Origin of the sequence: Bradyrhizobium sp. Bra78 (genome assembly GCF_024519855.1) — a bacterium.
Lineage (GTDB): Bacteria > Pseudomonadota > Alphaproteobacteria > Rhizobiales > Xanthobacteraceae > Bradyrhizobium > Bradyrhizobium japonicum_G.
This window is the reverse complement of record NZ_JALJRE010000001.1, coordinates 440,248-452,853: the sequence shown is the minus strand read 5'-3', so window position 1 is coordinate 452,853 and position 12,606 is coordinate 440,248. Positions and strand designations below refer to the sequence as shown.

General features: G+C 65.6%; 13 protein-coding genes. 5 read left to right on the top strand and 8 right to left on the bottom strand.

Annotation, left to right across the window (positions count from 1 at the left end):
* Positions 1 to 169: 169 nt before the first annotated feature.
* Positions 170 to 1,048 carry a DUF2147 domain-containing protein gene (locus tag OC450_RS02195; RefSeq protein WP_256805981.1) on the bottom strand — a complete coding sequence of 293 codons (879 nt, stop codon included), beginning with the start codon at positions 1,046 to 1,048 and terminating at the stop codon, positions 170 to 172.
* A 194-nt stretch (positions 1,049 to 1,242) separates the two neighbouring features.
* Here OC450_RS02195 and OC450_RS02190 point away from each other — a divergent pair, with 194 nt between their 5' ends.
* Both OC450_RS02190 and OC450_RS02185 read left to right on the top strand, forming a co-directional pair.
* On the top strand, positions 1,243 to 2,019 hold the full coding sequence (locus tag OC450_RS02190) for a DUF2147 domain-containing protein (RefSeq protein WP_262047082.1): 777 nt from the start codon (positions 1,243 to 1,245) through the stop codon (positions 2,017 to 2,019).
* A 187-nt stretch (positions 2,020 to 2,206) separates the two neighbouring features.
* On the top strand, positions 2,207 to 3,661 hold the full coding sequence (locus OC450_RS02185) for a FecR domain-containing protein (RefSeq protein WP_262047231.1): 1,455 nt from the start codon (positions 2,207 to 2,209) through the stop codon (positions 3,659 to 3,661).
* 78 nt (positions 3,662 to 3,739) lie between these two features.
* On the opposite strand, the gene OC450_RS02180 is transcribed toward OC450_RS02185, so the two are convergent.
* Together OC450_RS02180 and asd are read right to left on the bottom strand one after the other, a co-directional pair.
* Positions 3,740 to 4,306 carry an NUDIX hydrolase gene (locus OC450_RS02180; RefSeq protein ID WP_211384471.1) on the bottom strand — a complete coding sequence of 189 codons (567 nt, stop codon included), beginning with the start codon at positions 4,304 to 4,306 and terminating at the stop codon, positions 3,740 to 3,742.
* A 66-nt stretch (positions 4,307 to 4,372) separates the two neighbouring features.
* On the bottom strand, positions 4,373 to 5,236 hold the full coding sequence (asd, locus tag OC450_RS02175) for an archaetidylserine decarboxylase (protein WP_211384470.1): 864 nt from the start codon (positions 5,234 to 5,236) through the stop codon (positions 4,373 to 4,375).
* A gap of 35 nt (positions 5,237 to 5,271) precedes the next feature.
* On the opposite strand from asd, the gene OC450_RS02170 reads away from it, so the two are divergent.
* Positions 5,272 to 6,936 (top strand): aminotransferase class III-fold pyridoxal phosphate-dependent enzyme, encoded by a 1,665-nt coding sequence (locus OC450_RS02170; RefSeq protein WP_262047081.1) that lies wholly within the window; start codon positions 5,272 to 5,274, stop codon positions 6,934 to 6,936.
* Positions 6,937 to 7,273: 337 nt separating this feature from the next.
* Here the strand turns inward: OC450_RS02170 and OC450_RS02165 are convergent, their stop codons facing one another.
* The 3 genes from OC450_RS02165 to OC450_RS02155 all read right to left on the bottom strand — a co-directional run bounded on the left by OC450_RS02165 (position 7,274) and on the right by OC450_RS02155 (position 9,952).
* Positions 7,274 to 7,933 (bottom strand): hypothetical protein, encoded by a 660-nt coding sequence (locus tag OC450_RS02165; protein ID WP_262047080.1) that lies wholly within the window; start codon positions 7,931 to 7,933, stop codon positions 7,274 to 7,276.
* A gap of 241 nt (positions 7,934 to 8,174) precedes the next feature.
* Positions 8,175 to 8,864, bottom strand: a complete 690-nt coding sequence (locus OC450_RS02160; protein ID WP_211384467.1) for a class I SAM-dependent methyltransferase — start codon at positions 8,862 to 8,864, stop codon at positions 8,175 to 8,177.
* A 35-nt stretch (positions 8,865 to 8,899) separates the two neighbouring features.
* Positions 8,900 to 9,952 carry a glycosyltransferase family 4 protein gene (locus tag OC450_RS02155; RefSeq protein WP_262047079.1) on the bottom strand — a complete coding sequence of 351 codons (1,053 nt, stop codon included), beginning with the start codon at positions 9,950 to 9,952 and terminating at the stop codon, positions 8,900 to 8,902.
* A 274-nt stretch (positions 9,953 to 10,226) separates the two neighbouring features.
* Here OC450_RS02155 and OC450_RS02150 point away from each other — a divergent pair, with 274 nt between their 5' ends.
* Positions 10,227 to 10,934, top strand: a complete 708-nt coding sequence (locus tag OC450_RS02150; protein ID WP_262047078.1) for a L,D-transpeptidase — start codon at positions 10,227 to 10,229, stop codon at positions 10,932 to 10,934.
* A 108-nt stretch (positions 10,935 to 11,042) separates the two neighbouring features.
* Positions 11,043 to 11,462, top strand: a complete 420-nt coding sequence (locus OC450_RS02145) for a c-type cytochrome (protein ID WP_262047077.1) — start codon at positions 11,043 to 11,045, stop codon at positions 11,460 to 11,462.
* 58 nt (positions 11,463 to 11,520) lie between these two features.
* Here the strand turns inward: OC450_RS02145 and OC450_RS02140 are convergent, their stop codons facing one another.
* On the bottom strand, positions 11,521 to 11,796 hold the full coding sequence (locus OC450_RS02140; RefSeq protein WP_211384463.1) for a hypothetical protein: 276 nt from the start codon (positions 11,794 to 11,796) through the stop codon (positions 11,521 to 11,523).
* Complete coding sequence (locus OC450_RS02135; RefSeq protein WP_211384462.1) at positions 11,789 to 12,583, bottom strand: DUF899 domain-containing protein; 795 nt, start codon at positions 12,581 to 12,583, stop codon at positions 11,789 to 11,791. The genes OC450_RS02140 and OC450_RS02135 overlap by 8 nt, the downstream gene beginning before the upstream one ends.
* Positions 12,584 to 12,606: the final 23 nt, after the last annotated feature.

Below are 12,606 nucleotides of genomic sequence, written 5' to 3'. Positions count from 1 at the left end.
AGACTTTCTGTTAACCATTCCCGCACGAAGGCCGCGCGACGGAGGGAGCGCCTCATGACGTTCACAGGGAGACTGAGCGTTATCACCGCGTACCTCGCCATGGCCTTCGTCGGCGCCATCGTGCTCGGCATGATCTAGATCGCGCCGCCGCATCACTTGGTTCCGCGCTTCATGATCGCGCGCTCCACTGCCCCGACGTCGTGACCAGTTTCTCCTGCCGCTCCTCGACGCGCGTCCAATCGTTGCCGGAGCACCAGAAGCGGCCGAATGCGCAAGCCTCGACATGGAGCTTGCCGGTGCTCGTCAATGTCATCTTCCCATAATAGGTGCTGCCGCTGGAGCGGCTGTAGATGCTGCCGGTCCAGACATCGTGCGTTTTCGGCTTCATGTTGACGAGCACGCTCTCGCCCCGGCTCGACGCTTCAGTAAGCGCGAAACCGCACAGCGCCGGGCCGCAGCGTTCGATCCGAACCGTGCCTTTCGCGCCGGTGCTCTCCCATTCGCCGAGCGGCAGATAAGCCGGCTCGTCGTCGCTGCGCTGTGCGATCGGTGACGTTTCCTTGATCTCGGGGTTCGGAGCGACAACCGGCGGAGCGAGCGTAACAGCCTTCGGCGGTTCGATGCGTTGCCAATCAATCCGCGGCGGATTGGGGCTCAGCGGCTCATTCGTTGGCGCCTCGAATCTTGGTGCCGGCGGAGGCGCGACGGGCTGCGAAGTCGCGGCGGCAAGGACGGGGGCCGGCGGCGCCGGTGGCGGGGCGACCACGCTTGCCTGCACCGGCCTGACCGGGGCAACCGGATAAACCGGCTGCGGCGCCTGGACAATTGGTGCGGGCGCAGGTGGCGGGGGCAGTGTCGTGCCGACATCTTCCGCTGGCCGCAGGCTGCGACTGGAAATCGAAACACAGGAACTGGACCGGCAATTGCGCGCCGCTTCGATATGGAACCGGTGGCCGCCGACCGAGAAGGCGTAAGAACCGGCCTGGGCCGCGGGCGCCATCGCCGTCAGCGCGATCACGATGCCAAGCGAAGTCACAAGCCGCGTCATCGGCGCCTCCCTCTGTGTCGCGACGAGGTTACGCGGGATGGATCGCGGCTGAATGTGCGCTGCCTCACCGAGCGGCCGCGAGCCGTTGTGACGTCCGTCACAGAACCCCTGACCGGCCCGGCATAGGGTCGAACCACGCTTCATCCACCAGCGACTTCAGTCCATATCGGGACCCACATTTTTCGGAGGTTGTCATGAACAAGCTCACCATCGCCGCCACGGCACTCTTCCTCGCTTCGACCGCCGCCGCACATGCCGGCAACTCGATCTCGTTCCAGGTCGAGGGCCAGCACATCCGCATCGAGACGCCGCGCAACTGCGCTTCGCTCAATTGCATCACCATCGTCGCGCCGGGCCTGTCCGACAAGCCGATCAAGCTGAACAACATCAACCTCAAGGGCCTCGGGTCCAAGGACGATGACGTCGACACCACGCCGGCTCCGGCAACGACCGCGCAGACCGCGCCGGCTCCGGTGCAGCAGCAGCCCGTGCAGCAGGCCCCGGTCCAGACGACCGCGCCCGCTGTTACCCCCGCCGCTCCGGCCGCGACAATTGCCGCTGCTCCGGCCGCCAGCTACGACAATACGGCGCCGGTCGCGGCTCCTGCTCCCGTTGCTGCGCCCGCGCCGGTCGCGGTTGCTCCGGCGCCCGCTCCCGCTCCGGTGGCTGCTGCGCCTGTCCTGGCCGCCAACACGCCGATCGGCGTCTGGGCGACCGAGGAGAACAAGGGCAACGTCCGCGTCGAACAATGCGGCGCCAATCTCTGCGGCTATGCCGTGAAGTCGAACGAGCGCATCCTGATCAACATGAAGCCCGAAGGCGCGAAGTGGAGCGGCCGCATCCACGATCCCGACTCCGGCCGCAACTACGACTCCACCATCGCGATGAAGGGCCCGAATGCGATGCGCGTGCAGGGCTGCGCCTTCGGCGGCATGTTCTGCGGCGGCCAGACCTGGAAGCGCGTGAGCTGAAGCCAGTCACTCGCCGCAGCATCCAGCCTTCTTGTTCTTATGATGGCGCCACGTCCCTGACACGGGGACGTGGCGCTTGAACGTTCGCCCCTCCCCTGACACATGTTCATCCACCATTCAGCTCCATCGGGCTGAAATCCGCCGACCTCGCCTTCGCGTTCTCACCGGGACCCCCCTCGTGACTTCAATGATTGCCTGGCGCCGCTTCGTCGTCGCGCTTGCCCTGCTGGCCTTGCCGCTGGCCGGCGCGCCCGCGGCATGCGCATCCGACGCGATCGAGCTTGCACAGGCGCAACCACAATCGCAGCCGGCACCCGCGCCTTCCCCGATTCCATCAGCCTCGCCGACACCGGCAACAGACGCGCAGCCCGCCGCCGTCGAGCCGATCGGCAACGTCGCGACCGTGACGGGAATCGCGACCGTGATCCGCGACAGGAATTCCTATCCGCTGCGCGTGCGCGACGACATCTATCTCAACGACGTCGTGCAGACCTCGTCGAACTCCGCGCTCGGCATCACCTTCAACGATACGACCACGTTCAATCTCTCCGCCAGCGCAAAAATCACCATCGACAACTACGTGTACGAGGATGGCGGCAAGCAGAACTCGGCGATTTTCGACGTCGGCAAGGGCACGGTCGCCTTCGTCGCGGCGGCGGTGGCGAAGACCGGCGACATGAAGATCACGACGCCGACTGCGACGCTCGGCATCCGCGGCACCACCGGCGTCGTCGACGTGCCCGAAGGCGCTGCGGCGCGCAGCGCAAGCAACGTCAACATCAAGCTCTATCCCGACGCGGATGGCCGTGTCGGGCACATCGACGTCGACGACCGCACCAGCGGCACGCGGCTCGGCGCGCTGACGCAAGCCGCGAGCGGCTTTGCGATCCGGCCCGGCGCGGGCGCCGCCGGCGCCATGCGCTTTGCCGCGGTGCCGATCGTCATTCCCGCACAGCAGATCGCACGCGACCGCGGCTTCGTCAGCCAGGTGCATCTGGCGCAGACCACAGGCCGCCAGATCGTCACCGAGCAGCGTGACTTCCGCCGCGCCAATCCGACCGCGATCAGCCGCATTCCGCGTCCGACCCAGATGCCGCAGCAGCAACAATTGCGGCCGGCGACGGCGCCAGGCCAGCAGCCGCAGCGGCCGAACGTTCAACCCGGCCAGAACAACCGGCCGGATCGGCAGCAGCCGGGCGCGCCGGGTCGCCAAGGCGGCCAACAAGGTGGCCAACAAGGCGGCCAGCCGCCGCAGCGGCAGGGCCAAGGACAAGGCGGCACGGTGCAGCCGGGCACGCCGCGCGTGGGTCAGGGGCAGCAGCAACGTGCGGGACAGCCGGCAGGCCGGCCACGCACCGGGCAAGGCGCGCAGCCGGGCAGTGCGACGCAGGCACAGCCACAGCGCAACGGACAAGCTCCGACGCAGCCCGCAACAGCGACGCCGCCTCAGCCGGGCGTGACCGTTCCGCAGCAACCGCAAACGCCGCGCACGGGACTGCAACCCGGCCAGCCACCCGCAACTCAGCAACCAGGCAGCATCCAGCGCCAGGGCGGATTCCAGCAGCGCGTGCCGGGCGCACAACGCCCAGCAGCACCGCGCAAGCCGGTGCCGGCTCCGAAGGAGAAAAGGGAGCAGCGGTAAAGTGTAGTGCGCACAGGCGCGCTCCCTCTCTCCGTTGTTACGGGGAGACGAGTGGGGCGAGGTAAAGAAAGCGACGGCTCACGCCTCGCCGCGCAGCCAGGCCTTCACCTTTTGCAACAGGCCATGGCGCAGTTCGTCGACGGAGACGGCTTCGGCCGGCGTCAGCGTCTGCAAGGCTGCATCGACATCCTCGGTTGCGAGCGGCGGTGTGACGTCGGCTTCGGCGATTGCAACGCCTGCGGCAGCGAGTGCGATCGGACCGACCTGGACCAGGAAGGCGCGCTCATATTCCCGCGACAGGCGCACGAGCGCATCGTCCAGCGTCAGCCAGTCGACCGCCTTGATGTCGTTCATCAGCTTGCGGACCGGCCCGCTTCCGGCCTCCATGCGCCAGAAATGCACGACCTTGGAGCGGCCACCGGACTGATAGACCAGCGTGCCCAGGAATTCGTGGATCGCGACCTCGTGGCCGGTCTCTTCCAGCACCTCGCGATGTGCGGCTTGCTTCGGCGTTTCGCCGTCGTCGAGCTTGCCTTTGGGCAAAACCCATTCGTTGCGCTTGCGCTGGCGCACGACCGCGATCAGCGGCGGCGCACCCCGCCGCAGCACAATACCACCCGCCGCCAGCACCGGCGCCCGCGCCATCACCAAATCCGTGTCGATCCAGCCGTCCCACCGAGGATATAGGCGGCCGGGACGGCGGATTGAAGGCTAGTTTTTTCGCAGCAGCGCCTGACCGGCACGGATGCGCGTGCCCTCGGCGATGCCGTCGCAGAAGGTAAAATCGCCGGGTGCCAGGATGATGATGGTCGAGCCGTGCTCGAACCAGCCGAGCTCCTCGCCTTTGGTCACGTTGACGTTGCAAGGAAAATTGACCGGGCCGCGGGTCTGCGCGTTCAGCACCATGTCGAGGAAGTGCAGCCGGATGCTCGCGACCAGGATCGCGGCGACCGGCACCAGCGTCACGGCTTCACCGGTCGACAGATGCGTGCGGATCACCGCACGCTCGTTCTTGCAGAACAGCCGCTCGACCCGCTTCAAGGCGATCGGGTTGACGTTCCAGACGTCGCCATGGATCAGCGTGACGCGCTCGATATGCGCGTCATGGGGCGCATGGAAGCGGTGATACATGCTCGAGGTCAACCGCAACGTGACGAAGGAGCCGTTGCGGTGCTGATCGACCAGCGCGGAATCGCCGAGCAGGTCGAGCAGCGAATAGGGTGCGCCCTTGACCTGGAACAGCTCGGTGTCGGCGATCCGGCCGTGGGCGCCGACGATGCCGTCGGACGGGCTGGCGACGACCGCGGGGTCCGGATCAAACGGCCGCAGGCCGGGCTTGAGCTCCCGGGTGAAGCAGTCGTGCAGGCTCCTGAAATGGGTCTTGTGTGCCTCCGACAGATCGAGGTCGGAGAACAGCTTCCACAGCGCGATGGAGCCGTCCCGCACCAGCGGGTTCTCGATCTTGGAGAACCAGCCCATGAAGCGGGTCAGCGCGGCGCGCGGGATGCGATTGGTCAACAGGAAGTTGAGGTCTTCCTGCTGGGTGAAAGAGGCTATGAGGGCTTTGACTGTCATGAATCTGTCAGCTCGCAGTATTAGCGCTTGTTGTCATGGAAACGACACTCCCGATTCTCTCATTTTCCGTGGCCGCCGCAGCGTCCGCTGCCGCCGCCTTCCCGAAGCTGAAGGCGCGCATCGCACTCTCCCGCGCCAAGCACCGCTCGCTCGCCGGGCACTCCAAGATGTCGCGCCGGGTGGCCCGGCTGCTCCCGTTCTACGAGTTCGAAGGCGACAAGTATTTCGGCTGCGACGGCGCACCGGCCAACGTGGTGTTGCAGCGCAAGGACGCCTTCTTCCGCCTCGCGCGACTCTACGCCGATCGCTACCCCAAGGGTCGCGCGATGACGAAGGAGGCGGCGGACAAGATCTCCGACCTGCACTTCACCGAGACCTACCGCGTGCCGTTCCAGTTCTCGCGCCTCGTCCGCGAGCACCTGGGCACCTCGACCTTCATGGAGTCCTCGCGCGGCGTCACCGTCACGGATGTCGACGGCAACACCTCCTACGACCTCACGGGGTCCTACGGCGTCAACATCTTCGGCAACGACTTCTACAAGGAGTGCATCGAAGGCTCCGAGAAGCGGGCGCATGCGCTCGGACCGGTGCTCGGCCCATACCATCCCGTCATCCTCGATAACGTGCAGCGGCTCTGCCGGATCTCCGGCCTCGACGAAGTCTCGTTCCACATGTCCGGCACCGAAGCCGTGATGCAGGCGGTGCGGCTCGCGCGCTACCACACCAAGCGCACGCATCTCGTCCGTTTCGCCGGCGCCTATCACGGCTGGTGGGGCGACGTGCAGCCCGGCGTCGGCAATCCGATTCCAGCGCACGAGACCTACACCCTCGCCGAGATGTCCGAGAAGACGCTGCATGTGCTGCGCACGCGCAAGGATATCGCCTGCGTGCTGGTCAACCCGCTGCAGGGGCTGCATCCGAACGCCAACGCGCCCGGCGATTCCTCGCTGGTCGATTCCTCCCGCGGCGGCAATTTCGATCGTGCGGCCTATACCGAGTGGCTGAAGCAGCTGCGCGAGGTCTGCACCGAGCGCGGCATCGTTCTGATCTTCGACGAGGTCTTCGTCGGCTTCCGTCTCGCCGCCGGCGGCGCCCAGGAATATTTCGGCATTCGCGCCGACATGGTGACCTACGGCAAGAGCCTCGCCGGCGGCCTGCCGGTCGGCGTGGTCTGCGGCAAGAAGGAGCTGATGCGCCGCTTCCGCGACGATCGTCCCGCCGACGTCTGCTTCGCCCGCGGCACCTTCAACTCGCATCCCTATGTCATGACGGCGATGGACGAGTTCCTGAGCCGGCTCGCCAGCGCGAACTTCCGCGCGATCTATGACGGGCTGGACGAGACCTGGAACGGGCGCGCGCAAAAGCTCAACCAGATGATGACCGATGCCGGCCTGCCGGTGCGGTTCGCCAACTTCTCCTCGATCTGGACGGTGAAATACACCACGCCGTCCCGCTACAACTGGATGCTGCAATACTACCTGCGCGCCGAGGGCCTGTCCCTGAGCTGGGTCGGCACCGGCCGGCTGATCTTCAGCCTGAACTACACCGACGCCGACTTCACCGAGGTGGCCGAACGCTTCGTCCGCGCCGCCGAGAAGATGAAGGCCGACGGCTTCTGGTGGCACGACGGCGTGCTCACCAACAAGAACATCAAGCGCCAGATCCTGAAAGAGATGCTGGCCAAGCGCCTGGGGCGCTGAGGCCTCACCACACGCACCCCGCGCCGCGAGCACCACGAACACCGCCCTCTCCTCCCCCTCTCCCCGCCTGCGGGGAGAGGGTTGGGGTGAGGGGGACCCTCCGCGCGCGCGGTGAGCGTTGGCGCACGATCCGCTAGCGGCGCCCCCGCGGATACCCCCCCTCCCCCGGCTTTGCGCTACGCGCAAATCCGACCTCTCCCCGCAGACGGGGCGAGGTGAAAAGAGCGCGCGGCTCCACTGAGTCACTTTAAAGATATCCCCAAGACGTGGATGCCCGGCACGAGGCCGGGCATGACGCAATCATCAGACATCGGAGTGTCTTGTGTGCGCAGCGCGTTCAGGCGTGCTGCTCTTCGAGCGCGGGCTCGCCGATCAGGCCCAGCGTGTGCTCGGGATTGAGGTGCAGGCCGGGATCCATCAGTTCGCCGCGCATCAGCGCCAGCGGCGCATTGCGATAGAGCATCAGATCGTGGAAGGGGTCGGTCAGGATCTTGGTCATCCAGACGAGGCCGGTCTCGACGTCGCGGATGAAGAACAGGTGCACGGTACGGAACAGGAGGCCGCCGCCGCCGATCACGAGCCAGATCTTGGCAACCTGACGCATGAAGTCGGTCGCGCTTGCCCAGGGCGTGAACAGGCCGAACAAGGTCGGATCGGCGAACAGCACCAGCGGGGACGCAGCCCAGATCGCCATCAGCACCACCTTGCGCTGAAGGTTGTAGCCGACCTTGATGTCTTCCTTGTACTCGTGGGTGGCCTGATTGATGTGGTCGTAATCGTGCGGCTCGAAGAAGAAGTGGCCGGCCTGGCGCGAGGTCATCGAGACCAGCCAGCCGACCAGCGCGGAGATCATGGGATCGACGAACAGCCAGACATAGGCAAACAGGAAGCTCAGCGCGCTGACGAAGTGCAGGCTCTGATTGATGCGGCTGTGGTGATAGTAGCGATGGTCGTCCCAGCGCTGGATCCGCAGCTGCTCCAGATAATTCTTGATCATGCTCTCCCCCAAAATGCTTTCGGGTTCAGGATTTACAGGGATTCGATGTAGGCCGTGTGACATCATCATTTTGTCATATGACGATGTGCAACGGCGCGGTGACGCACGGGGTACTCTTTATCCTTTCATCCTGAGGAGCGCGGAACGCGCGTCTCGAAGGATGAAGGCCGAGGTGCATCTGCACGGGCCTTCATGGTTCGAGACGGCGCTTACCGCGCCTCTTCACCATGAGGAGCAGCAGTTACGCTGCCTTGGCGACGTCGATCTTGCGGAAGCGCACCAGCGAAAAATGACCGAGCGGCGGAATCAGGCGGCGTTCGGCAAGCTCGATGCCTTTGGCCCCGGACAGCCACTTGGCGTAGCGCGACCAGGCGAACTCGGCGGTGCGGAAGCCGAGCGGACGAACCACCGGCTGCAGCTTCTGCTCGATGAAGCGGCGCATGCCGGTATCGGCACTGACGCGGGTGAGGATGATCAGCTCGCCGCCCGGGCGCAGCACGCGGGCGAATTCGTCCAGCGCGACTTCCGGATTTGGCACGGCGGTGACGACGTATTGCGCCATCACGACGTCGAAGGAATTGTCGGGGAATTCGAGCTTCTCGGCGTCCATCACCGCGAGACCCTCGACGTTCTTCAGATTGCCCTCGGTGACGCGCTGGCGCGCCTTGTCGAGCATCGCTTCCGAAATGTCGGTGCCGAAGATGCGCAGGTGCGGCGCGTAGAGCGGCAGCGAGATGCCGGTGCCGACGCCAACTTCGAGCACGCGGCCGCCGATCTTGTTTGTGGCCGCGATCGCCGCCTGCCGGCCCTTGGCGAACACGCCTCCGAACACGAGGTCGTAGACGGGCGCCCAGCGGTCATAGGCCTGCTCGACCGTGCCACGGGTGAGGTCAAGCTGCTGGGTGCCGTCAAGGTTCATGATCTTGGACATCGGTGTGGTTCTCGCTTTGGGTCAGGACGTGAGGATCAGCCGCGCACCGGCCGCCGCGCCATGACCGGCGAGGCGCGCAGGATGCGGCTGGGCTGAAGTGAGGTGAGGTTGCCGACGAACTGGCGCGCGCTGTTCTCCCAGGAGCGCTCCAGCGCGAAGTTGCGGCAAGTCTCGCGCGACATGGTCAGTGCACGCAGGCACGCAGTACGCAGATCATGGTCGATCGCGCCGATCGGGTGATCGGCGATGACGTCCTTTGGACCCGTGACCGGAAACGCCGCAACCGGCGTGCCGCAGGCCAGCGCTTCGAGCTGCACCACGCCGAACGTGTCGGTCAGGCTCGGGAACACGAACACGTCGGCGGCGGCGAGATGCGCGGTGAGATCCGCGCCCTTCTTCTCGCCGAGGAAGACGACGTCCGGATACTTCCTTTCGAGCGCCGCCTTCTGCGGGCCGTCGCCGACGACGACCTTGGTGCCGGGCAGATCGAGCGACAGGAACGCTTCGAGATTCTTCTCCACCGCGACGCGGCCCATGGTCATGAAGATCGGGCCCGGCAGATCGAGCCTGGCCGGGGAATCAGTATGGAACAGCTCGGTGTTGACGCCGCGCGTCCAGAATCCCAGCCGCTTGAAGCCGCGCTCGGAGAGCTCCTGCCGCAGCGAAGGTGTCGCCACCATGGTCATCGCGGCGGCATCGTGGAAGTGCCGCAGCACGGCATAGCCGACGGCATCAGGAATTCCGGTCCGCACCGAGATATATTCCGGAAAGCGCGTCGTGTAGGAGGTGGTGAAGGCGAGCCGGTTGCGGCGGCAATAGGCGCGCGCGGCCCATCCGATCGGGCCTTCGGTCGCGATGTGCAGGGCTTCCGGCGCCGCCTTCTCGATCCGCCGCGCGGTCTCCTTGCGGCTCGGCAGCGCGATGCGCAGGCCCGGATAGGTCGGCAGCGGCCAGGACGGAAAGCCGTCCGGCGTCAGAAAGTCGATCTCGACATCGAGGGCCTTGGCCGCGTTCGCCAGCGAGGTCAGCGTCCGGACCACACCGTTGACCTGCGGATGCCAGGCGTCAGTCGCGATTAATACCCGCATCGGAAAATCCCGAGAGTTTGATGATTCTCGGCTTACGACCATCAACCACGGATATTTCAGGCGTGTGACGTCACATAAGTGTCGGCCCGCTGTTTTGTTCGTTAACGGGGCGACGCGGCCACGAAACTGTCATGAAACAATCCTTGCCGCGATGAAACCGTTTTCGGTTTTCCGCGCAAAAGTCCCGAAACCTATTGCCGGTAGTGATTGACCCAACGGAGCACCGCAATGGTGCCGCGGTGGAGAAAAACACCGAGCAAACAGGGGCGATCACATGTTCAATCTGGACACGTTCAAGACGTATTCGCGCGCCGTTGCTTTGGGCGCAATGGCTGTTGCCGCGATCGCATTTGCCGGCCCGGCCAAGGCCGCGCCCGTGCAGCTGTTTCCATTCTTCCAGCCACTGCCGACGATGACCGCGCCGCAGCCTTACCAGCCTTATCAGGCGACGCCGTACCAGACCGCGCCGTCCGAAGACGAGGACCCGGCCGTGATGCCGGCCCGCTTCCGCCGCCAGACCGTCGCCTACGCGACGCGCGAGGCGCCGGGCACCATCATCATCGATACGCCCAACACCTATCTCTATTATGTGCTCGGTAACGGCCAGGCGGTGCGCTACGGCATCGGCGTCGGGCGCGACGGCTTCACCTGGTCCGGCATCCAGTCAGTGACCAAGAAGGCCGAGTGGCCGGACTGGACCCCGCCGCCGGAGATGATCGCCCGCCAGCCCTATCTGCCGCGCCACATGGCCGGCGGCCCCGGCAACCCGTTAGGGGCCCGCGCCATGTATCTCGGCGGCACCATCTACCGCATCCACGGCACCAACGCTCCCGACACGATCGGCAAGCACGTCTCCTCCGGCTGCATCCGCCTGACCAATGAAGACGTGAGCGACCTCTACTCCCGCGTCAACGTCGGCACCAAGGTGATCGTGCTGCCGATGACGGAGCGGCGCGCCGAGCTTGGCCGCACGCTGCGGTAAGCGACAGGACATTGTGACGCAAACGGCCCCGGAACCCACCGGGGCCGTTTTCGTTTGCATGGAGCTCTCCGGCCGACTTCGCCCCCGAGAGCACGAGCGCAATTTCTCATGGAGGCGCAGATGCAAACGTTGCCACGCCCATGGCTACACGCCATCGCCTGCGCCGGAATACTGGCGCTGCTCCTGTCCACGCCCTTCTCGCTCGCGCAGCAGCCGGCGAGCGCCGACGCAGCCCAGCAGGCCTTCAACAATTCCTGTCGCACCTGCCACTCGGTCAAGGAAGGCGACAATCGCCTTGGTCCCAATCTCAGCAAGATCGTCGGCCGCAACGCAGGCTCGCTGCCGAACTACAACTACTCCCAGTCCATGAAAGAAGCCGGCTTCGTCTGGGACCAGGACAAGCTCACCCGCTTCATGCTCAGGCCGGACGAGGTCGTGTCGGGCAACAAGATGCAGCCCTACGGCGGCGTCTCGGCCGACGAGGCTGCGAAGGTGATTGCATATTTGCAGGCGGTGAGTTCGCAGTAACGGCCCTGGCGCGTCGTTACGATGCGGTTGCGGCGGGAGCAATGTGGGACTTCGCACCTCACCTCCCACCTCCACCCCGCCGCTCCGCGATCAGCTTCAGCCACGCCGCCGAGTGAAACGCGCTCATCAGGAGATACATCGGCACCATCCCGCCCAGCAAAGAGCCATGTCCGGCGGAGCAGAGCATGTCGGCGGAGCCGCCAATCATGGTCGTCAGCGCGGCCATGATTGCGAAAGTCGGCGTGGCGGCGAGGCCCAGCCATCTGGCGAGGCGCCGCGCGGCGATGGCGCCGTCGCGGCTGGCGTTGCCAGCCGCGCTGAGGGGACTAGTCACGTCCTTCCGCCGCCTCCTCGCGAAAGGCCTTTTCGCCGGCGTCCGAGATCTCGACCCATTTCTTGTCGGGCGCGGCGCCTTCCGCGTAGGTGTCGTGCCAGTTCCACCATTTGTAGGTCGGCGTCTGCGGATAGCCCTTCGGTGAATCCTCCCAGACCTCCTGGCGGCCGAGCGGCGTGATGTCGAGATAATTCCAGGTACCACCCATCTGCTCGTCGCCGCGGCTCTTGACGAAATAGGTGCGGAAGATGCGATTCCCGTCGCGGTAGAACACGTTGGTCCCGTGCCATTCGTCGACGCCGAAATCGACGTCAAAACTGTCGGTGACGGTGACCCAGGGCATGGTCCAGCCCATCCGCTTCTTCAGCCTGATGATGTCGGCCTGCGGCGCGCGCGAGGCGAAGACCAGCGTGGTGTCGCGGGCGTTCAGATGCGAAACATGAGCGACCTGGTCGGCCACCATGGAGCAGCCGCGGCAGGCATGATCGGGCCAGCCGAACACACCAGGCTCGAAGAAGGCGCGGTAGACGATCAACTGCCGGCGGCCCTGGAACAGGTCGTGCAGACTGACCTTGCCGCCGGGCCCCTCGAACGCATAGGTTTTGGCCACTTCCATCCACGGCATGCGCCGGCGCTCGGCGGCCAGGGCGTCGCGGGCACGGGTATGCGCCTTTTCCTTCACGAGCAGTTGCTGGCGGGCTGCCTCCCAGTCCTGCGGCGACACCACCGGCGGTGTCTGCATGGCGGTCTGTCCGTTCGTTCCTGCTTTTTCTGCTGATGTCATCATGGCTCTCCAAACCTCTTGCCAAA

What these genes read in the sequence shown, in the direction of transcription:
- OC450_RS02150 (WP_262047078.1), top strand. Translation starts at nt 10,227, where the DNA reads ATGTTCAATCTGGACACGTTCAAGACGTATTCGCGCGCCGTTGCTTTG.
- OC450_RS02180 (WP_211384471.1), bottom strand. Translation starts at nt 4,306, where the DNA reads ATGGCGCGGGCGCCGGTGCTGGCGGCGGGTGGTATTGTGCTGCGGCGG.
- OC450_RS02165 (WP_262047080.1), bottom strand. Translation starts at nt 7,933, where the DNA reads ATGATCAAGAATTATCTGGAGCAGCTGCGGATCCAGCGCTGGGACGAC.
- OC450_RS02145 (WP_262047077.1), top strand. Translation starts at nt 11,043, where the DNA reads ATGGAGGCGCAGATGCAAACGTTGCCACGCCCATGGCTACACGCCATC.
- asd (WP_211384470.1), bottom strand. Translation starts at nt 5,236, where the DNA reads ATGACAGTCAAAGCCCTCATAGCCTCTTTCACCCAGCAGGAAGACCTC.
- OC450_RS02195 (WP_256805981.1), bottom strand. Translation starts at nt 1,048, where the DNA reads ATGACGCGGCTTGTGACTTCGCTTGGCATCGTGATCGCGCTGACGGCG.
- OC450_RS02160 (WP_211384467.1), bottom strand. Translation starts at nt 8,864, where the DNA reads ATGTCCAAGATCATGAACCTTGACGGCACCCAGCAGCTTGACCTCACC.
- OC450_RS02190 (WP_262047082.1), top strand. Translation starts at nt 1,243, where the DNA reads ATGAACAAGCTCACCATCGCCGCCACGGCACTCTTCCTCGCTTCGACC.
- OC450_RS02155 (WP_262047079.1), bottom strand. Translation starts at nt 9,952, where the DNA reads ATGCGGGTATTAATCGCGACTGACGCCTGGCATCCGCAGGTCAACGGT.
- OC450_RS02185 (WP_262047231.1), top strand. Translation starts at nt 2,207, where the DNA reads ATGATTGCCTGGCGCCGCTTCGTCGTCGCGCTTGCCCTGCTGGCCTTG.
- OC450_RS02170 (WP_262047081.1), top strand. Translation starts at nt 5,272, where the DNA reads ATGGAAACGACACTCCCGATTCTCTCATTTTCCGTGGCCGCCGCAGCG.
- OC450_RS02135 (WP_211384462.1), bottom strand. Translation starts at nt 12,583, where the DNA reads ATGATGACATCAGCAGAAAAAGCAGGAACGAACGGACAGACCGCCATG.